Annotated in this window: 11 protein-coding genes; 6 read left to right on the top strand and 5 right to left on the bottom strand. The window is 64.4% G+C overall.

The window, feature by feature from the left end:
* The first annotated feature begins 13 nt into the window (after positions 1 to 13).
* From AU193_RS04255 to AU193_RS23315, 3 genes are all read left to right on the top strand, one after another.
* The gene (locus tag AU193_RS04255) at positions 14 to 1,963 is read left to right on the top strand and encodes a fumarate reductase/succinate dehydrogenase flavoprotein subunit (protein ID WP_064421118.1); all 1,950 of its coding nucleotides are present in this window, start codon (positions 14 to 16) and stop codon (positions 1,961 to 1,963) included.
* On the top strand, positions 1,960 to 2,712 hold the full coding sequence (locus tag AU193_RS04250) for a succinate dehydrogenase/fumarate reductase iron-sulfur subunit (RefSeq protein ID WP_064421117.1): 753 nt from the start codon (positions 1,960 to 1,962) through the stop codon (positions 2,710 to 2,712). The genes AU193_RS04255 and AU193_RS04250 overlap by 4 nt, the downstream gene beginning before the upstream one ends.
* Positions 2,713 to 2,890: 178 nt before the next feature.
* Positions 2,891 to 3,052 carry a hypothetical protein gene (locus AU193_RS23315; protein WP_172798211.1) on the top strand — a complete coding sequence of 54 codons (162 nt, stop codon included), beginning with the start codon at positions 2,891 to 2,893 and terminating at the stop codon, positions 3,050 to 3,052.
* Positions 3,053 to 3,103: 51 nt separating this feature from the next.
* On the opposite strand, the gene AU193_RS04245 is transcribed toward AU193_RS23315, so the two are convergent.
* Complete coding sequence (locus AU193_RS04245; protein WP_064421116.1) at positions 3,104 to 3,592, bottom strand: flavin reductase family protein; 489 nt, start codon at positions 3,590 to 3,592, stop codon at positions 3,104 to 3,106.
* A gap of 165 nt (positions 3,593 to 3,757) precedes the next feature.
* On the opposite strand from AU193_RS04245, the gene AU193_RS04240 reads away from it, so the two are divergent.
* Entirely contained in the window at positions 3,758 to 4,432 is a 675-nt protein-coding gene (locus AU193_RS04240; protein ID WP_064421115.1) for a GAP family protein, read from the top strand.
* Positions 4,433 to 4,445: 13 nt separating this feature from the next.
* On the opposite strand, the gene pe is transcribed toward AU193_RS04240, so the two are convergent.
* From pe to AU193_RS04220, 4 genes are all read right to left on the bottom strand, one after another.
* A complete protein-coding gene (gene pe / locus AU193_RS04235; protein ID WP_156425116.1) occupies positions 4,446 to 5,588 on the bottom strand; it encodes an acyltransferase PE in 1,143 nt (380 codons plus the stop codon).
* Positions 5,589 to 5,651: 63 nt separating this feature from the next.
* Positions 5,652 to 7,391, bottom strand: coding sequence for an AMP-binding protein (locus AU193_RS04230; protein ID WP_082682833.1), 1,740 nt, complete (start codon positions 7,389 to 7,391; stop codon positions 5,652 to 5,654).
* A gap of 58 nt (positions 7,392 to 7,449) precedes the next feature.
* Positions 7,450 to 10,458, bottom strand: a complete 3,009-nt coding sequence (locus tag AU193_RS04225) for an RND family transporter (RefSeq protein ID WP_064421113.1) — start codon at positions 10,456 to 10,458, stop codon at positions 7,450 to 7,452.
* A gap of 27 nt (positions 10,459 to 10,485) precedes the next feature.
* Positions 10,486 to 11,907 carry a condensation domain-containing protein gene (locus tag AU193_RS04220; RefSeq protein WP_064421221.1) on the bottom strand — a complete coding sequence of 474 codons (1,422 nt, stop codon included), beginning with the start codon at positions 11,905 to 11,907 and terminating at the stop codon, positions 10,486 to 10,488.
* A 219-nt stretch (positions 11,908 to 12,126) separates the two neighbouring features.
* Between AU193_RS04220 and AU193_RS04215 the strand changes: the two genes are divergently transcribed.
* Positions 12,127 to 23,160 (top strand): type I polyketide synthase, encoded by an 11,034-nt coding sequence (locus tag AU193_RS04215; protein WP_064421112.1) that lies wholly within the window; start codon positions 12,127 to 12,129, stop codon positions 23,158 to 23,160.
* A gap of 291 nt (positions 23,161 to 23,451) precedes the next feature.
* Positions 23,452 to 25,287 carry an acyl-CoA dehydrogenase gene (locus AU193_RS04210; RefSeq protein WP_064421111.1) on the top strand — a complete coding sequence of 612 codons (1,836 nt, stop codon included), beginning with the start codon at positions 23,452 to 23,454 and terminating at the stop codon, positions 25,285 to 25,287.
* The last annotated feature ends 83 nt before the right edge of the window (positions 25,288 to 25,370 follow it).

Below are 25,370 nucleotides of genomic sequence, written 5' to 3'. Positions count from 1 at the left end.
TGAGGTTTATTTAATGGCGGAATCTGATGCTCTTGGCGCAAGCGGCTCATCGGAGATCGAACGGCACTCCTACGACGTCGTCGTGATCGGCGCCGGCGGTGCGGGTTTGCGCGCGGTCATCGAGGCACGCGAACGCGGCCTGAAAGTCGCGGTGATCACGAAGTCGTTGTTCGGCAAGGCCCACACGGTGATGGCCGAGGGCGGCTGCGCCGCGGCGATGGGCAACGCGAACCCCAAGGACAACTGGCAGGTCCACTTCAAGGACACCATGCGCGGCGGGAAGTTCCTCAACAACTGGCGCATGGCCGAATTGCATGCCAAGGAAGCCCCGGACCGGGTGTGGGAGCTGGAGACCTACGGCGCACTGTTCGACCGCACCAAGGACGGGCGGATCAGCCAGCGCAACTTCGGCGGCCACACCTATCCGCGGCTGGCGCACGTCGGTGACCGCACCGGCCTGGAGATCATCCGGACCCTGCAGCAGAAGATCGTGTCCCTGCAGCAGGAGGACAAGGAGGAGTTCGGCGACTACGAGGCCCGTATCCGGGTCTTCCACGAGTGCACGATCACCGACCTCATCAGAGACGGCGATCGGATAGCCGGGGCGTTCGGCTACTACCGCGAAGGCGGCAACTTCGTCCTTTTCGAGACCCCCGCGGTGGTGCTCGCGACCGGCGGCATCGGCAAGTCGTACAAGGTGACGTCGAACTCCTGGGAGTACACCGGCGACGGTCACGCGCTGGCGCTGCGTGCGGGCGCGACGCTGATCAACATGGAGTTCGTCCAGTTCCACCCGACGGGCATGGTCTGGCCGCCCAGCGTCAAAGGCATTCTGGTCACCGAGGGTGTGCGCGGCGACGGCGGAGTGCTGAAGAACTCCGAAGGCAAGCGCTTCATGTTCGACTACATCCCTGCGGTGTTCAAAGGCCAGTACGCCGAGAGCATCGAGGAAGCCGACCAGTGGCTCAAGGACAACGACTCCGCGCGCCGCACTCCCGACCTGTTGCCGCGCGACGAGGTGGCCCGCGCCATCAACTCCGAGGTGAAGGCCGAGCGCGGCACCCCGCACGGCGGCGTCTACCTCGACATCGCGTCGCGGTTGCCCGCCGAGGAGATCAAGCGGCGACTGCCGTCGATGTACCACCAGTTCATGGAACTGGCCGAGGTCGACATCACCAAGGAGCCCATGGAGGTCGGCCCGACGTGCCACTACGTCATGGGTGGCATCGAGGTGGACCCGGACACCGGTGCCGCGAAGACGCCGGGGCTGTTCGCCGCGGGTGAATGCTCCGGCGGGATGCACGGCTCCAACCGGCTGGGCGGCAACTCGTTGTCCGACCTGTTGGTGTTCGGCAGGCGCGCCGGCATGGGCGCGGCGGACTACGTGCGCGCGCTCGGCGAGCGCCCGAAGGTGTCCGACGCCGCCGTGGAGGAATCGACGAAGCTGGCCCTGCATCCGTTCGAGGGCCCGTCGAACGGCGATGCCGCCGAGAACCCGTACACCCTGCAGCTCGATCTGCAGGACACGATGAATGCCCTGGTCGGCATCATCCGCAAGGCCGACGAGGTCACCGAGGCCATCGACAAGCTCAAGGAGCTTCGCGAGCGGTACAAGCGGGTACGCGTGGAGGGTGACCGGCACTTCAACCCCGGCTGGCACCTGGCCATCGACCTACGCAACATGATCCTGGTCAGCGAGTGCATCGCCAAGGCCGCGCTGGAGCGCACCGAGAGTCGCGGCGGACACACCCGCGACGACTATCCGTCGATGGAATCCAATTGGCGCAAGACGCTGCTGGTGTGTCGCGCCGAAGGCGAAACCACGGCGCCCGACATCGACATCACCCGCCAGGATCAGGTGCCGATGCGCGACGACCTGCTGGAGTTGATCGACATCGAAGAGTTGGAGAAGTACTTCACCCCCGAAGAGCTCGCCAACCACTCGTCTAGGAGAGACGCATGAGCTACCAGGCAAAGATGCGGGTGTGGCGCGGTGACGACAACGACGGCGCGCTGCAGGACTTTTCGGTTGAGGTCAACGAGGGTGAGGTGGTGCTCGACATCATCCACCGGCTGCAGCAGACCCAGGCCGGCGATCTGGCCGTGCGCTGGAACTGCAAGGCAGGCAAGTGCGGTTCCTGCTCGGCGGAGATCAACGGCAGGCCCCGGCTGTTGTGCATGACGCGGATGTCGACGTTCGCCGAGAACGAGGTCATCACGGTGACCCCGTTGAGGACGTTCCCGGTGATCCGCGATCTCGTCACCGATGTGTCGTTCAACTATCAGAAAGCCAGGGAGATTCCGGCGTTCACGCCGCCGAAGGACCTGCAGCCGGGCGAATACCGAATGGCGCAGGAGGACGTCAACCGGTCACAGGAGTTCCGCAAGTGCATCGAGTGCTTCCTGTGCCAAAACGTCTGCCACGTGATCCGCGATCACGAAGAGAACAAAGAGGCGTTCGCCGGCCCGCGGTATCTGATGCGTCAGGCCGAGCTGGACATGCATCCGCTCGACGTGCACGAGCGGCGCGCCGAAGACGCGCAGGAGGTGCACGGTCTCGGCTTCTGCAACATCACCAAGTGCTGCACCGAGGTGTGCCCCGAACACATCAAGATCACTGACAATGCGTTGATCCCGATGAAAGAGCGGGCCGCCGACCGCAAGTACGACCCGGTGGTGTGGCTCGGCGACAAGCTCTTCCGGCGACGGTAGGAGCCGGAACAAAGGGCCTGAGCCGGCGACGGTAGGAGCCGGAACAAAGGGCCGGAGCCGGCGACGGTAAGGCGATTTGTGTGCGTTTCGGAGCGCTCAGCGCAACACGCGCACACAAATCCACGATCACGTGGGTACCCTGCGGGTAGCGGCCAATCAACGACGAAAGGTTGCAACCGTGGCACTTCGACACCCGCATAGCATCAACGACATTCGCACCGCGATCCGCGAGCTCAGCACCCGCGCAGATATCGCCCGCAAGGAAGGCCGCGTCGCCGACGCCGACGAGCTGGAGCGGCGGGTCGCCGGGTATCGCGACGAACTCAGCGCACGGCCTTGATCCGGCGACTTCGGTGCGCTTCCGATCGCTGAGCGATCGGTTAGCACCGGGTCACCCGTTGCCGAGGCGGCGGAACGTACTGCGGTGGAACACGATCGGGGCAACGTCGGCGTGCACTGTGATATCGCGGACGCGAAGAATCACGATCGTGTGATCGCCGGCGGGGACTAGTTGCTCGATCGCGCTTTCCAGCCATACCGCGGTGCCGTCGATGAAGACCGCGCCGGATTCCCGCGACACGGTGTGGAGGCCGGCGAAACGATCGCCGGTCTTGGCGGCCAGTGTGCGCGCGGCTTCGTCGTGCGCCTCGCCGAGCACACTGATTCCCAGTGACGGGAGATCCTTGAGTCGAGGCCAGGTCTCCGAGGTGTTCTGGACGCAGAACGACACCAGCGGCGGGTCGAGGGAGACCGGCACGAACGTGCTCGCCGCCAGCCCGATACGGGTACCTTCCGCCTCCGCGGCGATCGCGATGACGCCCGATGGGAAGTGCCCGAACGCTTCGCGCAGCGTCGCCGGGCTGAGATCAGTTGCGCTCATGTCCCGTCCATTTTCACACGGGCCCGCAATCCGCGGCCACGTCCGCGTCATCCACGGGAGCCGTGAACGCCGTTTCGCGTCGGAATCGTCGTGACCACAACCGGTAGCCTGACGCCCATGCTCGAGTGGCCCGCGGATGACCGCTAGGCCGGGGTCGAAGAACATATGTGGATCCCGCTCCTGCTGATGGCGCTCGCGGTCAGCTTGGAGCCGTTCAGAGTTGGCATGACAGTCGTGATGCTCAACCGGCCCCGCCCTGTACTGCAGCTACTCGTATTCGTCATCGGCGGTTTCGTCATGGGCATCTCGGTGGGCGTCATCGTGTTGTTCGTGCTTCGGCCACCGCTCGGATCGCGACAATCCACGCTGCCGTGGGTGCAGATCATCGTAGGGGCGGTCATCCTGATCAACGCTGCGTTGGTGTACACGGGTCTTCTGGGACGGGCAGGCACCGACGCGCCCCCGGGCCCCGCGATCCGGATGCTGACGCCACTCGCGACATTCGCTCGGCGGCTGCTCGACAGCCGGTCGTTGTGGACGGCGGGCGTTGCGGGCCTCGGCATCGCACTTCCGTCGGTCGACTACTTGGCCGCGCTGGCGCTCATCGTCGCCTCCGGTACCGCGTTCACCACTCAGTTGGGTGCACTCATCTTGTTCAACGTCGTGGCTTTTGCGCTCGTGGAGATTCCGCTGCTGTGCTACCTGGTGGCTCCCACCCGCACCCGCGCGGCACTGTCGGCGCTTTACGACTGGCTGCGGGCGCAGGGCCGTCGCGGGGTCTCCCTGCTGTTGGCGGTGGTGGGCGGTGTGCTGCTCACAGTGGGATTCGCCGGCCTGTAGGCGGCGATCAGGGCTAAGGGGCGTTTTTGAACACGTACCGCATCCCGGCGAGCATCTGCGAGAGCGGATCAGCGGCGCCACCGAAGGCGGCCTGGGTCGCGGGCGCCGTGACGGCCGCAGGGTCATACCCGTTGCCCGGAGCCACGGTGACCGGCGCCGTCAGCGGATTGTCGGCTCGCGAATATCCCGCATCCACATAAGGCTGCAGCACCGCATCGAGCTTGAGCAGCGTCTCTTCGGGGACTCCGATGTATTTGAACGGCAGAACCAACGGAAGGTGCTCCTCGGGGATGAAGTAGGTCGTCGTCTTCGCGCCCCGTGAGTTGACGGTCGTTCGGACGTTCTGCGGCGGCACCATGCTCGGTTTGGTGAACGCAACCGAGGTGTGACCCGACGCGAGGCCAGCAAGCGCATTGATGACTGACATCCAGTTGTCCGGTCGGTCCGGCCAGTCCGCGATGCTGTCATACGCGGTGACGAATTGATAGGTGTCGTACTGGCTCTCCACCGGAGGCGGGACCCGATAGTCGAGGAACGGCGTCAGGGTTCCCACCGGGAACGACCGCGTCAGAAAGCTCTCACCGAACGCGTGCCGCGCCACCGGGTCGCCGTACATTGCGAAGCTCAACTGATCCGGGGGCGGCGCGGCAGGGTCGTAGGCGAGTCGCGCCTGGACCTCATTGAGCACCATCGCGCCCTCGGACAGCCCAAGCACGGTGCCGGGCCCGCCCTCTCGGATCGCATTGATGACGTTCGGCGCTCCTACGTCGACCGACTCGGCCACGCTCGGGCCGTCGAGACCCGCTCCGGGCATGATTTCGTCGTCGAGTCGGCCGATGCCCGGGAACAGTCGTTCCAAGGTGTGACCCTGCACCTGCCCGGAGGGATAGTCGACGATCTGACGGTCCAGTCCCGGAAACCAGTCCGCGCCGGTGCGCATGATGTATTCGTCATAGGGGATGCCCAGGACGCGGGCACCGCCGAGTGCGTAACCCTTGCCCGGGGTCCCCATCGGCAGCGGAACGTCCGCCTGGTTGTCGGGTGTCGGCGGCACGACCGGCGGCTCGTCGGCTGTGGCGGTGCCGATTCCGAAACAGCCTGTTGCGGTGAGGGTCGTCAGGGTGAGGCCACATGCGAGAAGTCGCTTTATGGCCATCTGGCACGCTCCCGCCCAACTCGGCTCCGATGCAACGAACCTTACGCCAATCAACGGTTTCACTCAGGCGTCCAACCGAACGAATTGGTCGCGGCGATACTGCTCGACACACGCCGAGCGTCGTATCTTGCCGCTTGTCGTCGTGGGAATCGCGCCGGGAGCCACGAGCACGAGGTCTGAGACACTGATGCCGTGCGCAGTCGATATCGCGGCGGTGACATCGTTCTTGACCGCGCTGAGCCAGCCTGTGGCGGTTTCGTCGAGCTCCCTTGGCGCCTTTAGTTCGACGACGGTCACCAGTTTCTCGGTGCTGTTCACCGGAACCGCTATCGCGGCGGCCCGGCCGCGGGTGATCTCTTGGACGGTCGCTTCGATGTCCTCGGGATAGTGATTGCGGCCTCGGATGATCAGCAGGTCCTTGATGCGGCCGACGATGAACAACTCGTCCCCGAAGACGAAGCCGAGGTCACCTGTGCGCAACCACGGGCGGTCCGGCGTGCCCGGTGACGGGTCGACAAGTGTTGCGCCAAAACAGCTCTGCTCTTCCGGCGCCTTGCGCCAGTAACCCTCGGCGACGTTCTCGCCGTGCACCCAGATCTCACCGACCGCGTCCGCCGCACACTCTCGGTGAGTCTGGGTATCCACGATACGAACCGATGGGGAAACGGGCAGCCGGTACTTGACCAGCGCCGTTCCGTTCCCGTCGGCGCAGGGTTGGACGCGGCCCACGCCCAGTGCCTCAGTATCGAAGTGAGCCGCCGGTGACGTCTCACTCCACGTGCCCGTCGCGACGAAGACCGTTGCCTCCGCCAACCCATACGCGGGACGCATCATGTGGTCGCGGAAATTGAAGTGCGCGAACCGATCGACGAAGCGATGCAATGTCGCCGGTTCTACCCGTTCGGCGCCGCTGATGATGCCCACCACCCCGCCGAGGTCGAGCCCATTCAGGTCGTCGTCGGACGTCTTGCGGGCGGCGAGGTCGAACGCGAAGTTGGGCGCCGACGACCACGCGTGCGGGTTCTCGGCCAGCGCGCGCATCCATCGCGCCGGTCGTTCCAGGAACGCCACAGGGCTCATCAACGCGGCGCGGCGCCCGCACAGGATCGGGGCGCAGACGCCCAGGACAAGACCCATGTCGTGATAGAAGGGCAGCCACGACACCAGGGTCGCGTCCGGTGGGAGTGGAGAGTCCGCGAAAAAGCCCTTCATCAGCTGCTCGAAATTCACCGTGAGATTGCGGTGCGAGAGCATCACTCCCGTCGGGAGCCGGGTCGAGCCCGAGCTGTACTGCAGGTAGGCGATGGAGGGCCACGCCTCCGGCGCAACGCTGATGTCGTTGCGGGCTTCCAGGTTCAGCGCATCGATCTCGATGATCTGAGGTGTGGCTTTGTCGCGTGCCTCAGTCACGAAATCCCGGACGTGGTCTGCGGACGCTGAGGTCGTGAGGACCACCGACGGCTCGGTGTCGGCGAGTACCGCCCTGACTCTGTCGTGACCTGAACCGGGATGCGGCAGTGGGAGCGGCACCGCCACCAGTCCACCCTGCAGGGAACCCAGGAAAGCCAAGATGTAGTCGAGACTCTGCGGGGCCAGGATCACCGCCCGATCGCCGGGCGAGCCGTGACGCCGGATTTCGTGCGCGACATTCATCGTTCGACGTGCCAACTGCGACCATGTGAGACTCTGGGCAACCGCCGAAGCGTCGATGTAATCGGTGAATGTGAACGCGACGTCGTCGGGGCGCAGGCTGGCCCGTCCGTGCAGCATCGACAGAATTGATGACTGGGTCGTGGTAGTCACAATCCTGGCCGCTCCGCGTGTTGTTCCAATATCTGACCTGTGACCTGCTCAGCCTCGGCTAGCTGATCTCGGCCGGCATCCGGGTACTCGATGATGGCCCTCGAATCCGCGAGGGCCACCAGTTCGCCTTGCCGATCAACGCAGCGACGGCGGGAACCGTGATGGTGCGAACCACGAAGGTGTCCAGCAGAATTCCCACGCCGATCACGAAACCACCCTGGACCACGGTGCCGATACTCGAGAACAGAAGCCCGGCCATCGAGGCGGCGAAAATCAGGCCCGCCGCCGTGATCACACCACCCGTCGAGCTCAAGGTGCGAATGACGCCGTAACGCACGCTGTGGGGCGATTCGTCACGCAGCCGCGACACGAAAAGCATGTTGTAATCGGCGCCCACTGCGACCAGCACCACGAAGGCCAGTGGAGGCACGCTCCAATGCAATTCCTCGCCGCGTATCACTTGGAACGTCAAGACGCCGACACCGATTGCCGCGAAGTAGGAGACCACGACCGAAGCGACGAGATAAAGCGGAGCGACGATCGAACGCAACAGCACGGCCAACGTCAACATGACGACGATGAGCGCCATGAGGATGATGAATCGGATGTCGTTCTGGTAGTAGTCGCGTGTGTCCCGCAGCGCGGCGGGGAATCCGCCCATCGATATCGACGCGTCTGCGAGGGCAGTGTTGGGCTGAGCGCCGTGGGCGACGTCGTTGATCGTCTCGACCTGATCCATCGCCTCAGAACTGAACGGGTTGAGTTTGGTCTGCACCAGGTATCGCACCGAGCGGCCGTCCGGCGAGACGAACGCCTCAGCGGCTTTCCTGAACTCCACTGAGTCCAAGACCTGGGGCGGGATGTTGAACCCCGCCATCGAGGAGTCTGCTGCGTCGTGCCGCATTGTCATCAGGAAAGACGATGCCTGGTCGAGGCCCGTGGCCATCAGCTTGATCTGCTCGACCAGTTCGTCGACTCCGTCGGCCACTTGCTGGCTTCCTCCGGCCAGGCGGTCGGCGCCCTTCTGCAGAGCGGCCAGACCCTCCTCGATACCGCCCGGTTTGTCCAGTCCCATTTCACTGACCGCCTCGCTCACGGCGGTCAGCGCAGCGTTGAGCTTGTTCAGCGTGGCCTTGAAGGCCTGCTCGTTCTCGACACTCTGCAACTCGCCCGCCAGCTGATTGATCTGGTTGCGGCTTCCGTCGTTACTTTCATCGACTATGCGCTGGAACTGGGCACGGGTGGCTCTGCAAGACGGATCGGCATCGCAGACCGCGTTGCCGTCGAGTGCGAACAGCACGGGTCCCATCCAGGCGAACATGTCCTCGACGGCGGCGAATCTCATGCCCGAGGCGGTGCCGAGCTTGTTGAGGCTGTCGATGAGCTTGGCCGCGATTTCGACGTACCGGACCAACGTGTCGCCGCTGTACTGGGCTTTCACCGATGAGACGGCCTCGAGCAGACTGCTGATACTCGGCGCGATGGAATCGATCTGTGCACGAATGTCGACGAGGGAGTCGGCCAGCGTGTTGGCGCCGGTTGCCAATTCGTTCAGATCGTCTGTGCGCTGGGCGATTTGGGCGGAGCCCGCGGACAGCCGGTCACCGACGAGTCCCGCCTGGAATGTGGCCCGGAACTCTCTGGGCACCTCTCCCAGCGGGCGTGTGACACCGCTGACGAGAGAAACATCCGGCAGTTGGGCGATGCGCGACGCCATCTGCTCCAAGTCCGCGAGACCGCGCGGTGTGCGTAGGTCATGCGGAGACTGGACGAGGATGTACTGGGGGATGGACTGACTGATGGGAAAGTGACGTTCCAGGGCCGCGTACCCGACCGAGCTCTCCGCCGACGCCGCCACGGCTTTGCGATCGTCATAGTTGAATCGCGCGAACATTGCGAAGCTGGCCAAAAGGATCAGCACCAGCAGACTGGCGACGAGGTGCGGCACGGGTCGGCGCACGATCCGTATACCTGAGCGTCGCCAGAACCGCGTCGTCAGCTCGCGCCTCGGTCTCACCCAACCGCGCGGTCCGGCGATCATCAGAATCGCCGGTAGTAGAGTCACCGCGGCCAGGAACGCAATGCCGATCCCGATCGCCGACGAGACCCCTATCGTCTTGAACACTCCCATCTGGGTGAAGCTCATCAGCAGAAAGGTGATGCCAACCGTGGCCGCAGATGCGGTGATCACCTTGCCGATCGAGATCAGTGCGGCCGTGACCGCTCGCTCGATATCGGCACCTCTTCGCAGATAGTCGTGGAAGCGGCTGATGAGGAAGACCGCGTAGTCGGTTCCGGCACCCGCCATGATCGCGCTGAGGAAGACGATGGACTGGTTCGAGACGCCAGAACCGGTCAGCTCGGAGAAGCCGGCTACCGCAGCTTGCGCGATCAGTAGCGACGATCCGATGGTCACCAGCGGCAGCATCATCGTGACCAAGCTGCGGTAAACCAACAACAACACGGTGAGGACCAGGACAGCGATCGCGATCTCGATCGGCAGGCGATCGTGCTGGCCGGCGACAGTGAGGTCGGCGACGGTCGCCGCAGGACCGGTGATGTAGACGGTGAGGGCTCCGGTCGCGTCCTTTCCGCCGACGTTGTGCTTGACGACGTCGGACACCCGGTTGAACGACTCGAAGGCCCGCGGTGTCCCCAGCTCGCCTTCGAGGCTGACCGGCAGTACCCAGGTCGTCTTGTCTTCGCTCGTCAGAAACGGGCGCAACTGTGGCGTGCTGAGGAAATCCTGCACCGACACGACGTCGGTGACGTCGTCGTGCAGCGCATCAACCACCTTGCGGTAGGTGCTTTCATTGGCGGGCACCAGTCCGGCTTCGTTGATGAATGCGATCACCAAGAGGTTGTCCGAGCCCGACTCGTCGAAAGCCTCTGCCATCTTCTTGGCGGTGACGCTCGACGGTGCGTCGTCGGGCAGGATGACGAGCGGGTGTTTCTCGGCCATCTCGTCGAGGGAGGGGAATGTCAGCGGCAGCGCCAGTGCCATCGCCAGCCAGACCCCGATCACCATCCAGGGCCACCGCACGACGAAATGGGCTAGCCGCCACATATCTCCCTCACCCCCCGCCGCTCCACGCTATGCGTAACCCCCCCAGTTCCCGCTGTCGGCAACCATTTCCGACACCGTTTTCATCGTGTTCATATAGCGGGCGACCGATTTTCTTGCGACCGAATTATCGGGGTGCAGGATCGCCATCGCCGTGCCCTCGCCGTAGCGGAATATGTAGATGGTGAGTTGATACGAGAAACGACCATCCGGATATATCCCGATATTGTTCGCCAGACCCATGTCGGCGGCCGCCAGGACAGCGTTGAGCGGAGCGGCGCCACCGTGGAAGAAATTCGAGACAGGGAAATTCGGCTGGGGCCAACTCAGCCAAGGCACCAACTCCAGAACGCGGTAGTAGGGCACTTTCGCCATATTCAGATTCGAGTCGAAAGCCGCCTGCGCTGCCCAAGCGGCGTCAGCGAAGGACGCGGCGCCGATCGGCACGGTGATCGGAATCAGGCCGGTGAACCATCCTTGCGTCATGAAATTGTCCGTCGCGCTCCGTGAATCCCGCGGAGTGAGCCCGTAATAGGTGAGGGCACCGGTCAGCTCGTAGTCGACCTGGGCAAGGCAGGCGAACAAGCCGCCGATGAAGCGCGCGCCAGCTGTTGTGCAAGCTGATTCGAAGCGCTCCGTCTGAGCCGGGTCCATGAGCACTTCCGACATCATGTCGCTGCTGCTCGACTCGAGCGGATTACCGAGTGGGAGCGGAAACTCCGGGAAGCCGCCGTTGTTGGCTTCGGCGAAATCGATCCAAGCCCGAACCTCAGGCGAATCCACGGTCAAAGCTGACGTGCGCTCGCGCTCTCGGACACAGAAATCGTCGAAGCTACCGGCATCGGGAAGTGTGAGCGCGTTTCCACTCGCGTTGAACGACGAATACATGCCATTTGCTTCCAACATGGTCGTGCCGATCAATGTCGCGTCTCCGTGAACGTGATCCGCGGCGGCGAAGAAAGTGAAGTAGTCCTCGTTCTGGATGATCCCGAAAGTGAAGCAGGCCCATTCCAGTGGGGTCGGTATGCCCACCACATGGGCGTGTATCTCATCAACGGTCAGGTAGCCGTGATTGACGGGCATGAACTCGATGTCGGCGGGATCCTCGAGGGCATGCCGAATGAACTCCCCCTCGTCGGTGTGTTCGAACCAACTGCGGAAAGTGTCATGTCGCCGCAGATAGGCGTTGACGGCGTGGTCCATCGCCGTGATGTCGCACTGGCCGACGACGTCGCAGCTCGCGATGATCTGTCGGGAGAAGTTCAGCCCCGCGGATGTCCGTTCGCAGAAATTGCGGAGATGCTGGCGTTGCATGTAACTGATGGGCACCGCGCTGACCGGCGCTCGCCGCGCCTTCTCCTGGGCGGAGGCCGTCGGATGCCAAGAGGTGACGGTGCCCGGCTTCAGTGACCATTCGTCAAGTGCGCCAACTGTGATCTTGCCGATGCGCAAAACGCCATCCTCCCGCTCGGCTGCGGAGCCACAACAGCCGTGGTGGATCAACATACCCCCGCTTCGAGCGTGGGCGTCGGCGTTCGCCGAACCTGGGACGCGAAGACGGCCATGCCGCGCGGGGAGATGCCATAGTCTCGGGGGGAGTTGCACTTTCCGGCGCGAGACAGATGCCTCAGCGGCCACCCTCACAGCGCCGCCGCAAGGGAGGACCACGGCATGGTATCCGCCGTAAATCCGTTCGAGCCGGGCTCGCGTCTTGCAGTCATCGGTTACGCAGCGCGCTTTCCGGGCGCCCGGGACGCCGATGAGTTCTGGGAAGTACTGCGCGAGGGCCGCGACGCGGTATCGGAGGTGCCAGAAGACCGGTGGGATGCCGACGAGTTCTTCGACACGGATCCGGACGCCCCCGGCAAGGTAGTGACGCGTCGTGCCGGTTTTGTTGACGACGCAACGGGTTTCGATGCGCCGTTCTTCGGCGTGTCGCCGCGCGAGGTCAGGTTGATGGACCCGCAACATCGGCTGTTATTGGAAACAGCCTGGCACGCCGTGGAGCATTCCGGAACGGCGCCAACGGCTCTAGCCGGCACGAATACCGGGGTGTTCGTGGGTATGTCCACCCACGACTACCTGGGAATGGCGTCCGACGAGCTGACCTACCCGGAGATCGAGGCCTACATGGCGATCGGTACGTCGCATGCTGCGGCAGCGGGCCGGATCAGCTACAGGTTGGGATTGCAAGGACCGGCAGTCGCCGTCGACACGGCGTGCAGTTCGTCCCTGGTAGCCATGCATCAGGCTTGCCAAGCGCTGCGTTTGGGCGAATGTGATCTTGCCCTCGCAGGCGGGGTCAACGTTCTGCTCACACCGGCGACCATGATCACCTTCTCCAGCGCACACATGCTCGCGCCCGACGGTCGTTGCAAGACGTTCGACGCGGCCGCGGACGGCTACGTGCGGGGTGAAGGGTGCGGCGTCATCGTCATCAAGCGGCTCGAGGACGCGGTTCGTGACGGTGACCGGATTCGAGCCGTGATCCGGGGCAGCGCAATCAATCAAGACGGCGCGTCGGGTGGCTTGACGGTGCCCAACGGCGTTGCACAGCAACGAGTTATCACTGATGCGTTGAAGCGTGCCGGTGTCGAACCCGGCGCCGTCGGGTACCTGGAGGCGCACGGCACCGGGACCTCGCTCGGTGACCCGATCGAAGCCCAGGCCGCAGGTGCGGTGCTCGGTGACGGACGAGAAGCAAGCAGGCCGCTGTTGCTCGGGTCGGTTAAGACGAACATCGGTCACTTGGAGGCGGCCGCGGGTATCGCGGGAGTCATCAAGGTCATCCTGTCGCTCGAGAACGAGATGCTGCCGCAGCATCTTCACTTCCAGCAGCCGTCACCCCATATCCCCTGGGACCGGCTCCCGGTGGAGGTCGTCAAGAAGCCGATCGCCTGGGAACGCAACGGCGCGCCACGTATCGCCGGTGTCAGCTCATTCGGGTTCGCGGGCACGAACGCTCACGTCATCATCGAGGAAGCACCACCTGACGAAACAATTAGGGCGGTCGACGATCGTGTCGTTTCCACCCCGGACCGCCGGTTCCACCTCCTTCCACTCTCTGCGCGCACGCCGACCGCTTTGGGGCAGCTCGCCGCGCGTTACCGCGACTGGTTGGTCGCACACACGGAGGCCACGCTGACCGACGTGTGTTACACCGCCGGGGCGGGACGTGCACACCTGGCCCACCGGGCCGCGGTCGTCGCCAACTCGAGGGAATCCGCCATCGAGTTACTGGGTGCACTCGCGGAGGACCGCCCCGCGCCGGGACTGGTCCGCGGAGAAAGCTCCGAGGTGCCGAAGACGGCCTGGTTGTTCACCGGACAGGGCAGCCAGTACCCCGGGATGGCCCGAGAGCTGTTCGATACGGAACCGGTGTTCGCCGCGACCTTGAGACGGTGCGCGGTTGCGGTCGACGACCTTCCCGAAAAGCCCTTGCTCGACGTCATTTTCGATGTCGACAGCCCGACCAAGAATGACACGCTGCGTCAGACCGCGTACGCACAGCCCGCGCTGTTCGCGGTGGAAATGGGGTTGGCCGCTCTCTGGCAGTCGTGGGGTATGGAACCAGACGTCGTGCTGGGCCACAGCGTCGGCCAGTATTCGGCGGCCTGTGTCGCTGGGGTGTTCAGCCTCGAGGACGGGGCGCGGCTGATGGCCGAACGCGGACGCCTCTTCGGCAGTCTGGCCGCGGGCGGCCGGATGGCCGCAATCTTCACCGACGCCGATCGTGTCGAGAGTCGGACCGATGAGTTCCCAAGTCTGTCTGTCGCCGCATACAACGGTACGAACACCGTGTTGTCCGGTCCTGCGGAGGATCTGGAGAAGGCTGTGGCTGGACTGACGGCCGATGGTGTCCGGTGCGACTGGCTCGAGACCAGTCACGCGTTCCACTCGGCTCTGCTCGAGCCAATCCTCGACGATTTCGAGGCGTTCGCGCAGCAGTTCCAGTTCAATCCCCCGCAGAGGATTCTGATCGACAATCGCACCGGTGTTGCGCTCGGCAGGAGCGTGAAGCTGGATGGCAGCTACTGGCGCCGTCATGCGCGCCAACCCGTCGAGTTCGCCAAAAGCGTTCGCACCCTTGCCGATCAGAACTGCAAGGTGCTGCTCGAGATCGGACCGCGACCAGTGCTTACCGCCACGGCGCTGGGAGCGTGGCCGAATCCGTCCACCGCACCGCGGGTGATCGCGTCTCTCCGAGAGAACACCGCCGACCACCGACAGATCACCGAAGCGGTTGCCGACGCCTATGTCTCGGGCCACCTGCTCGACTTCGACGCATTGAAACAGCCGCGTGCTCGGAAGGTCGATCTGCCCCTCTATCCGTTCGAGCACCGCGATTACTGGTATCGAGACAATCGTGAGCGCCCCAACCTACGACAGAACGTCGAGGGACCCCGCACCGAAGCGGTGCGCCTTCTCGAAGACGGCCGAATCGAAGAACTGGCGGCCCTACTCGACGGCGCGAATGACGACCAGCAAACCGTCGATGTACTGAACAGGCTTGCGGCACAACATAACCGACAACGAGCGACTCATTCAATCACCGATGATCGCTACGAGGTGCGCTGGGAGAAGGCAACTACGGCCAGTCCCACCGCGGAAGCCGCTCCAGGTTGCAGTTGGCTCCTCATCACTGACGACTCTGACCCCGTCCAGCCTCTGATCGACGCGCTGAGCGCAGACGGCCACCGCTGTCGGATCGCCACGCTACCTCTATCCGACACCGACGAGGAACGCCTCCTGCAGGAGTTACGCGCTGCGGCGGAGGAACATCCACCGCTCCGTGTCATGTATGTCCCGACTGCCGAGTCACCGTCGATGGAGTCACTGCAGCGGATGCAACATCGCGTCCTGGGCGGAACACGGCGACTCTTTCGCGCGGTGGTCGCGTCGGGACTACGCGCACCCATCTGGCTGGTGACCAGGGGCGCCCAGCGAGTCATCGACGGGGACGCAGTGGCGCCGGATCAGAGTTGTCTATGGGGATTCGGTCGCGCGGCAGCGCTGGAGCTGCCACAAGTTTGGGGCGGGCTGGCGGACCTGCCGCCCGGCAGGGAGATCCGGGCCGACGATTGGTCTCGGTTGGTGAATCGGATTCTGACGTCGACCAATTCCACGGCCAGGAACGACCAACTTGCGCTGCGTGACGATGGGGATTTTGTTCCACGCCTGGTCCGGCGGGCCGATCAGCCGAGTGGTGTACCGATGACACTGCGCAACGGAGCGACGTACCTGATTACCGGCGGCCTCGGTGCAATAGGACTGGAGATCGCCGGATACTTCGCTACACACGGCGCGACGCACCTGGTACTGACCAGCCGACGCGTTCCCAACGACGCCGTTCAGCGTCGCATCGACGCTTTGAGTGAACGTCACGGTTGCGAAATCCGCGTCGTCGCCGCCGACGTTGCCGATGCCCACGCCGTTGCAAGCCTGTTGAGCACCGTGCGCGCCGAGGGCCCGCCCCTGGCCGGAATCGTCCATGCAGCGGGAGAGGTCGGCACCACTCCCCTGAGCGACGCTGACTTCGAAACCCTGCAAGCCGAAGTCGACCGTGTGTTTGCGGGAAAGGTCTGGGGTGCCTGGCATCTGAGCGAAGCAGCGGTTGACCTCCGACTCGACTTCTTCATCAGCACCTCGTCGATCGCGTCGGTGTGGGGCGGATACGGCCAGACCGCGTACGGTGCGGCGAACGCCTTCCTTGACGGGCTGGCATGGCGTATGCGTGAGCGGGGGATCTGCGGGTCCAGCGTCAACTTCGGTCCGTGGTCGGCAGGAATGGCCGACGCGGAGTCCCGCGCACGATTGGATCAGCGCGGGGTGAAGACTCTGTCGCCCGCCGATGCACTGGCGGGTCTTTCCGATGTCGTCTCAGCTTCAGCCGCACAAGGAGTTGTGGCCCGGATCGATTGGGCGCGGTTCCTGCCGCTCTACCACCAGACGGGGAAACGGGCGTTTCTGGCCCATTTGGAAGACGAGGTGCCGACCGAGCTGTCGGCGCAGGCTGTGTTGCCTTCTGGCAACACTCAATTCGTCGAGCAGTTGATCAACGCTCCGGTGCAGCAGCGCAGGAAGCTCGTGAGCGACTACCTTCGTGGCGCGGTAGCAGAGGTGACGCGGGTAGACGCCGCCCAGATACGCGAAGACGCGGGTTTCTTCGACCTCGGCATGGATTCGCTGATGGCCGTCGAGTTGCGCAGACGCATCGAACAGGCTGTAGGTCATGAGATTCCGATCACGCTCGTCATGGATCACCCTCGTCTGTCCGATGTCGTCGAGTACCTACTCGGCGATGTACTTGGCCTCACTGAGCAAGCTGCTGCCGCATCGCCGGTTGCCTCAGCCGTGACGCGTACCGACGAACCGATCGCCATCGTCGCAGTGTCGTGCCGTTTCCCCGCTGCGCCGGATCCCGAGGCTTTCTGGGAATTGCTGTCGGGCGGTGTGGATGCGATCCGGGAGGTCCCGGAGGACCGCTACGACATCGACGAGTTCTACGACCCCGATCCCGAGGCTCCGGGCAAGATCTACTCGCGCTTCGGTGGGTTCCTCGACGAGATCGACGGATTCGATCCCGAATTCTTTGGCATATCCCCGCGTGAGGCCGTTTGGATCGAGCCGCAGCAGCGCCTGACGCTCGAAACGGCGTGGGAGGGACTGGAGCGAGCCGGATACGCGCCGTCCGCGTTGCGGGGCAGCCGGACCGGCATCTTCATGGGCGTCGCGGCCAATGAGTACGCGCACCTGCTGTCCTCCGAGTCGGTCGACAAAATCGAGCCGTACTTCATCACCGGCAACGCGCTCAACGCCGTTTCTGGTCGCGTCGCCTTCGCCCTCGGACTCGAGGGACCGGCTGTCGCGGTAGACACCGCATGTAGTTCGGCGTTGGTGGCCGTCCACCAGGCGTGCCAGGCATTGCACGCGGGTGATTGCGATATGGCGTTGGCCGGCGGAGTGAACGTCTTGTTGAGCCCGGTGACGGTGATCGCCGCATCTCGCGCCAGGATGCTTTCTCCCGTCGGGCGGTGCAAGACCTTCGACGCTTCAGCAGACGGGTATGTGCGCAGTGAAGGCTGCGGCATTCTCGTGCTGAAGCGGTTGAGCGACGCGGTCCGCGATGGCGACCGAGTACATGCGGTGATCTCCGGCAGCGGTGTCAATCAGGACGGCGCTTCCAGCGGGCTGACCGTGCCCAACGGTGGCGCACAGCAACGGCTTATCGATGCCGTGTTAGCTCGTGCCGGAGTGGCGGGTGGTGATGTCGACTACCTCGAGGCGCACGGGACCGGCACACCGCTGGGTGATCCGATCGAGGTGCAGGCGGCGGCAGCCGCCTACGGCGCCGGGCGCGACCCGAACCGACCACTGCTGATGGGATCGGTGAAGACCAACGTCGGTCACCTCGAATCAGCGTCGGGGTCCGCAGGTCTGATCAAGGTCGTTCTATCGCTGCAGAATGGACTGCTACCGCGGAGCCTGCACTTCGACAACCCTTCACCGCATATCCCTTGGGGCTCATTGCCGGTCCGCGTCGTCGACGAGACGATTCCGTGGCAGACCAACGGCAGGCCGCGCCGCGCCGGCGTGAGCTCCTTCGGGTTCACCGGCACCAATGCGCATGTACTGATCGAGGAGGCGCCAGCGACCGAGCGCGCTGAAGACTCGGCAGGCATGGCGACTGAAGATTCCCCGCAGACCGCCGCGGGTGAGCAGCCGGTCCACGTACTGACGCTGTCTGCGCGGTCACCCGAAGCGCTGATCGCGTTGGCCCAGCGATATGGCGCTTGGTTCGAGAGGAATTCGACCGCCGACCTCGCCGACGTGTGCCTCACCGCGGGTACGTGCCGTTCCCACTTCGAGCATCGCGCCGCGCTGGTCGTCGATTCGGTTCAGAGCGCCCGCGAGGGCCTGGCCGAGTTGGCGGAGAACCGACAGCGCCCCGGTTTGTTGCGCGGCGAGTGCGCCGATCGCCCGACCACTGCGTGGTTGTTCACGGGGCAGGGCAGCCAGTATCCGGGTATGGCGCGCGAGTTATTCGATGCTGAGCCGGTTTTCGCCGAAACGGTGAGACGTTGCGCAGATGCGGTTGACGGTATGCTTCCGCGCTCGTTACTGGATGTCGTCTTTTCCACCAACCGTGACGATGCACAAGTGTTGCAGCACACGTCGTTTGCGCAACCGGCACTTTTCGCCGTCGAGATGGGCCTTGCCCGCTTGTGGCAGTCGTGGGGCGTCGAGCCTGACGTCGTCCTCGGCCACAGCGTCGGGCAGTACGCCGCGGCTTGTGTGGCAGGGGTGTTCAGCCTGGAGGACGGGGCGAGGTTGATGGCTGAGCGCGGCCGGTTGTTCGGGAGCCTTCCCGAAGGCGGGCGCATGGTGGCGATATTCACCGACGCGAAGCTCGTCGAGGAAATCGCCGGCGACTTCCCCCGGGTGTCAGTCGGTGCCTACAACGGGCCGAACACTGTACTTTCTGGCCCCGGCGAGGATCTCGAACAAATAGTCGCCAAAATCAGTGACGAAGGAATCCGCTGCACCTGGCTCGACACCAGCCACGCCTTCCACTCCGAACTGTTAGATCCCGTACTCGGTGAATTCCAGTCATACGCCGAGCAATTGCAGTTCGCCGCTCCGACGCTTCCGCTGGTATGCAACCGCACGGGTGCCGTGCTTACACCACAGACTCCGCTCGACGCTCAGTACTGGCGGCGACACTCCCGCCAGCCGGTGCAATTCGCCGAAAGTGTACGCACCGTAGCCGCGCTCGGCTGCTCGGTGTTGATGGAGATCGGTCCGCAACCGGTGCTGACCGGCGCCGCGGTGCAGGTCTGGCCGGAACATATGCCGGCGCCGCGGGCGGTGGTCTCGCTGCGCAAAGGTATTGACGACCGACGCCAGATCGCCGAGGGGCTGGCCTCGGCTTACGTCGGTGGCCACCGCCTCGATTTCGCGGCGCTGCATCGTCAGCGCTCCAGCAGAGTCGAACTACCCACATATCCGTTCCAGCGCCGCCGCTTCTGGCCCAAGACGTCTGGTATCACCGTGGACGGCCCGGCGGTTTCCGGATTACTGGGAAGCGCGAAGGATCTCGCCTCGGGCGACTCCGTATACACCACCAGGCTGTCGGTCAAGTCGCAGCCTTGGTTGTCCGATCATGTCATCTACGGGACGGTGGTGGTTCCCGGTGCCACGTATGTGGCGATGGTCCTGGCCGCCGTCGGCGCGCCGAACCGGGCGAAGGACATCTTCTTCTATGAACCGATCATCCTGCCTGACAAGAGCTCTCGTGAAGTACAGTTGACGCTGCATCCGCTCGACAACGACGGCGAACTGAGCTTCACACTTCATAGTCGCCCCTTCGGGGTTCGTGATGCCGAATGGTCGCTCAACGCCGACGGGACCGTCGTGGGAACTGATCCCACTGCCACCGACGAGCCGGTCTCGCAGAGCGAGGAGCCGATCAGCGAAGCGGTCGAGCGACTGGGCCGCATGCGAACACAAGACTTGTTCGAAACCTTCGCCGATGCGGAACTCGTGTGGGGACCCACCTGGTCCAGTTCCCTCAAGTCGCTCTGGGTCGGTGAAGGTGAGGCGATCGGCGACATCCTCGTCGGCGAGGATCTCACCGATCACCTCGGGACCGAGCCGATGCATCCGGTGCTGATGGATCTGTGCACCGGCGTCACCTTCCCGGCGTTCCCGTCACACCTCGCACTCGAACGAGGCGTCAACGACATGTTCCTCCCACTGCGGTACGGACAGGTCTGGCTGAACGAGCGAATCCCCCGCAGGTTCTACTGCAGGGCGAAGTGGCACGCCAGCGGTGTCGACAATGAAACACAAGTCTTCGATTTGGATTTCGTCGATCGGGATGGCCGGCTACTGGGGGGAATCCGTGAATTCACTGTCAAACGCGCACCGCGCGAAGCGCTGCTTCGCGGCCTTGGTGGGGATGTCACCCGACTGCTTTATACCCTTGGCTGGCACGAGGTGCCGCTACCGCCGCTGAGTGACGACGCCGCCCCGACAAACGGCACTTGGTTGATCGCCGGTTTCGACGAACTGGCCAGCACGGTGCCCGGTTGCATCCCCTTCGACCGGACCACCGATTCGGCGACGTTGGGAGCGTTGCTGTTGGACGCGTATGACCGCGGCGTCGGATTCTCCGGGGTTGTCTGGCGTGCAACCGTACCCCAGACCGACGAGTCGAGCGCCGAGATCGTCGCGCGGCTCGAAGCCGAGATCGTCAATCTCCTCAGCGCTGTGCACGCGGTGCAAGGTGGTTCGGGGAAGGAGGGCGTGAAACTTCCGGGTGGCATGTGGATCGTCACCGAGCGGGCAGTGGCCACCGAGTCGGGCGAGCCGGTCGACCCTGTGCAAGCTGCGTTGTGGGGCTTTGGGCGCACCGTGATCAACGAGGAACCAGCGCTGCGCTGCAAACTGGTCGACGGCGACGGATCACCGGAGGCTGTGCGCGTACTGGTGAGCCTGTTGGCCAAGCCGATCGACGAACCGGAACTGGCGCTGCGACAAGGGAAATTACTTGCCTCGCGGTTGTTGCCCTGGGCGCGCAGCGGTCACCTCACCGTGCCGCGCTCATCCGACTACATCCTTGCGCCCACCGAACGCGGCGCGATCGACAATCTGCGGTTGACCGAGGCCGACGTTCCGCCGCCCGGCGAAGGCTACGTGCAAGTCCAGGTCGAGGCCGCGGGCCTCAACTTCCGAGATGTGCTCAATGTGCTGGGCCTCTACCCCGGTGACCCCGGACCCATCGGTGGCGACTTCGCCGGCATCGTCACGCAGCTGGGTGACGGAGTCACAGGCATTGAAGTCGGCCAGCGCGTCTACGGGTTCATGCAGGGCGCATTCTGCAGCCGGTTCAATGTCCCGCTCCAGTTGGTGGCACCAATTCCCAAGGGCCTGGACGCGGTTGCGGCGGCGACCATTCCCGCCGCGGCGCTGACGGTTCGGCTCGCGTTCGACTGGGCGCAGTTGAAAGCAGGCGACCGCGTGCTCATTCACGCAGCAAGCGGTGGCGTCGGCCTATACGCGGTCCAGATGGCGCAGCAACACGGCGCCGTCGTCTTCGCAACCGCCAGCAAGTACAAGCGCTCGACACTGCGCAAGATGGGCGTGAAGTACGTCTACGACTCGCGTACAACGGATTTCGCCGATCAAATATTGGCGGACACCGACGGTGCTGGAGTCGATGTCGTTCTCAACAGCTTGACCAATGAGGGATTCCTCGAAGCCACCGTGCGGGCCACCGCCCACAACGGGCGCTTCGCCGAGATCGCCAAGCGCGACATTTGGACGCCCGAGCAGATGGCGGCGACTCGACCCGATATCGCGTACGAGATCATCGCGTTGGATATGACCGCTCTGCAGAATCCCGACCACGTCAAGCGCTTGCTGACCGAAGTCTCGGACGGGATGGCCAGCCGCGAGTGGAAGCCGCTGCCCGCCGAGATCTACCCGATCACCGAGGCAAGGGCCGCGTTTCGCCGCATGCAGCAGGCGCGCCACATCGGCAAGATCGTGCTACAGATTCCGAACCCGTTGCAACCGAAGCCGAATCGGAGCTATCTGGTCACCGGCGGACTCGGGGCGATCGGTCTGCGCATGGCGGCGCACCTGGCGCAACTGGGAGCCGGCGACATCGTCCTGACCAGCCGTCGCGAAGCCGACGCGGCTGCGCAGCGCACGATTGACGAGATTACCGAACGCTACAAGTGCCGCATCCACACCTTCCCCGCCGACGTCGGCGACGAGGAGGAGGTGGCGGGGCTGCTCGATCGGATCCGCGCGGATCTGCCGCCGCTGGCCGGTGTGGCGCACCTGGCTGGGGTGCTCGACGATGCCCTGCTATCCCAGCAGGAAATCGGCCGTTTCCGGACTACGTTGCGGCCCAAGGCTTTCGGCGCCTGCCACTTGGACCGGTTGACACAAGCCGACGATCTCGACTTCTTCATCGTGTCATCGTCGGTGTCCAGCATCTTCGGATCACCTGGGCAGGCCAACTACGCGACGGCCAATGCGCTGCTCGACGGCTTGGTCGCGAGGCGTCGTGCGGCGGGATTGCCGGCCACGGGTCTCAACTTCGGGCCGTGGTCCGATGGCGGGATGGCGTCCTCGGAAGCCGTGCGCGCCAACCTCAACGCGCAGGGCCTGGTGCCGTTGGAACCGTCGACGGCGCTGAGTGCACTGGCCGAGGTGGTCGCGAACGGCACTGGACAGGCAACGATCGTCAAAGCCAACTGGCAACGAGCCGCGAAGCTGTTGGGCGCGGCCCGGCCCCCGATCCTCGATCTCGTCCTGCCTCGCCCCGAGGGAGAGGTGACCGGCGACAGTGAGCTGCTCCGCCAGTTGCAGGAGATCCCGGTGCCGCAGCGGGCGGGCTTCGTCACCGAGTTCCTTCAGCGCGAGGTTCAAAACTTCCTGCGGCTGGCGCAGCCGCCCGCAGCGACCAGTCGCTTCTTGGATCTCGGAACGGATTCTCTGATGGCGATCGAGCTGCGCAACCGGCTGCACAGTCAGTTCGGCGGCGCGTTCACCATCAACGCGACGGCGGTGTTCGACTACCCGACCATCGGCGGGCTCGCCGAGTACCTCGTCGGTCAGCTGCCCGACGCCGATGCGCCCGAGGAAAGCGTGCCCCAAACCGTGCTTGCGGCCGAACCGGGCGGAGACTGAACTCAGTCGGCCCGGCGCTGCGCCCGGACCTCGGAGGAGCGCTAGCGGCACCGCAAAACCCGTTCTCGGGGACCGCGTGACGATTCTCACATTGCGCCGAAACACCCGGTCAGAAGGCTGCAAGCTGCGGATTTCCGGTCCCCGACCAACCCGTCGGTTAGTTAGCCGGCGGAAATTGTTTCGACGTGGTTTGAGTTGAAGTTACTGATGGGTATAGTTCGGGCAGTTACTGGTGGGTAACTTAAGCAAAAAGTACCCAACCGACAGTGGCCGTCTCATCGAGGAGGAATCGTGAGCCACTATAAGAGCAACGTTCGGGACCAGGTGTTCAACCTGTTCGAGGTCTTCGGCGTTGACAAGGCGCTGGGCGAGGGTGACTACGCCGACCTGGACGTCGACACCGCACGCGAGATGCTCGGCGAGATCGCGCGGTTGGCTGAGGGCCCGATCGGCGAGTCGTTTTCCGACGCCGACCGCAATCCGCCTGTCTTCGACCCCAATACGCACACGGTGACCCTCCCGGAGTCATTCAAGAAGTCGGTGCGCGCGCTGGTCGACGGGGGCTGGGACAAGATCGGCGTTTTGGAGGAACTCGGCGGAATGCCGATGCCGCGGGCCCTGCAGTGGGCTCTGGTCGAGCATGTGCTGGGCGCCAACCCCGCCGTCTATATGTACGCGATGGGCGCCGGCTTCGCGCAGATCTTCTACAACCAGGCCACCGAGGAGCAGAAGAAGTGGGCCGTGCTGGCCGCGGAACGTGGCTGGACCTCGACGATGGTGCTCACCGAGCCCGACGCCGGCTCGGATGTGGGCGCCGGCCGCACCAAGGCCGTGCAGCAGCCCGACGGCACCTGGCATATCGAGGGCGTGAAGCGCTTCATCACCTCCGGTGACGCCGACGATCTCGGCGAGAACATCATGCACCTGGTGCTGGCTCGCCCCGAGGGCGCCGGACCCGGCACCAAGGGCCTGTCGTTGTTCTTCGTGCCGAAGTTCCACTTCGACCCCGAGACGGGTGAGCCCGGCGAGCGCAATGGTGTGTTCGTCACCAACGTCGAGCACAAGATGGGCCTGAAGGTCTCCGCAACCTGCGAGCTGTCGTTCGGGCAGCACGGTGTTCCCGCTGTGGGCTGGCTGGTCGGCGAGGTGCACAACGGCATCGCGCAGATGTTCGAGGTCATCGAGCAGGCCCGAATGATGGTGGGCACCAAGGCTATTGCCACGCTGTCGACCGGCTACCTCAACGCGCTCGAGTATGCCAAGGAGCGGGTGCAGGGCGCCGACATGACGCAGATGACCGACAAGACGGCTCCGCGCGTGACGATCACCCACCACCCCGACGTGCGTCGTTCGCTGATGACCCAGAAGGCTTACGCCGAGGGGCTGCGCGCGCTGTACCTGTACACCGCGACATTCCAGGATTCCGCGGTGGCCAAGGCTGTGCACGATGTCGACCCCGAGCTGGCGGTCAGGGTCAACGACCTGATGCTGCCGATCGTCAAGGGTGTCGGCTCCGAGCAGGCCTACGCCAAGCTCACCGAGAGCCTGCAGACCCTTGGTGGTTCGGGCTTCCTGCAGGACTACCCGATCGAGCAGTACATCCGCGACGCCAAGATCGACTCGCTCTACGAGGGCACCACGGCCATCCAGGCGCAGGACTTCTTCTTCCGCAAGATCGTCCGCGACAAGGGCCAGGCGTTGGCGTACGTGGCCGGCCAGATCGAGCAGTTCGTCAAGAACGAGTCGGGCAACGGCCGCCTCAAGGCCGAGCGTGCCCTACTGGCGACCGCGCTGGAGGACGTCCAGGCGATGGCCGCCTCGCTCACTGGCTACCTGATGGCCGCGCAGGAGAACCCGACCGAGCTGTACAAGGTCGGCCTGGGCTCGGTGCGCTTCCTGATGAGCGTCGGCGATCTGGTCATCGGCTGGCTGCTGCAGCAGCACGCCGCCGTGGCCGTCGACAAGCTCGACGCGGGTGCCAGCGGCGACGACCGCGCCTTCTACGAGGGCAAGGTCGCGGTGGCGTCGTTCTTCGCGAAGAACTTCCTGCCGATGCTCACCAGCACGCGTCAGATCATCGAGAACCTCGACAACGACGTGATGGAACTCGACGAGGCGGCGTTCTAAAGCCTTCTGCCGCTCTTCGAACAAAACGCCCCCGGTCTCTTCCCGGGGGCGTTTTGTTCGAAGAGCGGCAGAAGGCTTTAGAA

This window comes from Mycobacterium sp. GA-1285, from assembly GCF_001499905.1.
Taxonomy (GTDB): Bacteria; Actinomycetota; Actinomycetes; order Mycobacteriales; family Mycobacteriaceae; genus Mycobacterium.
The sequence above is the reverse complement of the archived record's forward strand: the minus strand, read 5'-3'. Positions and strand labels throughout refer to the sequence as shown.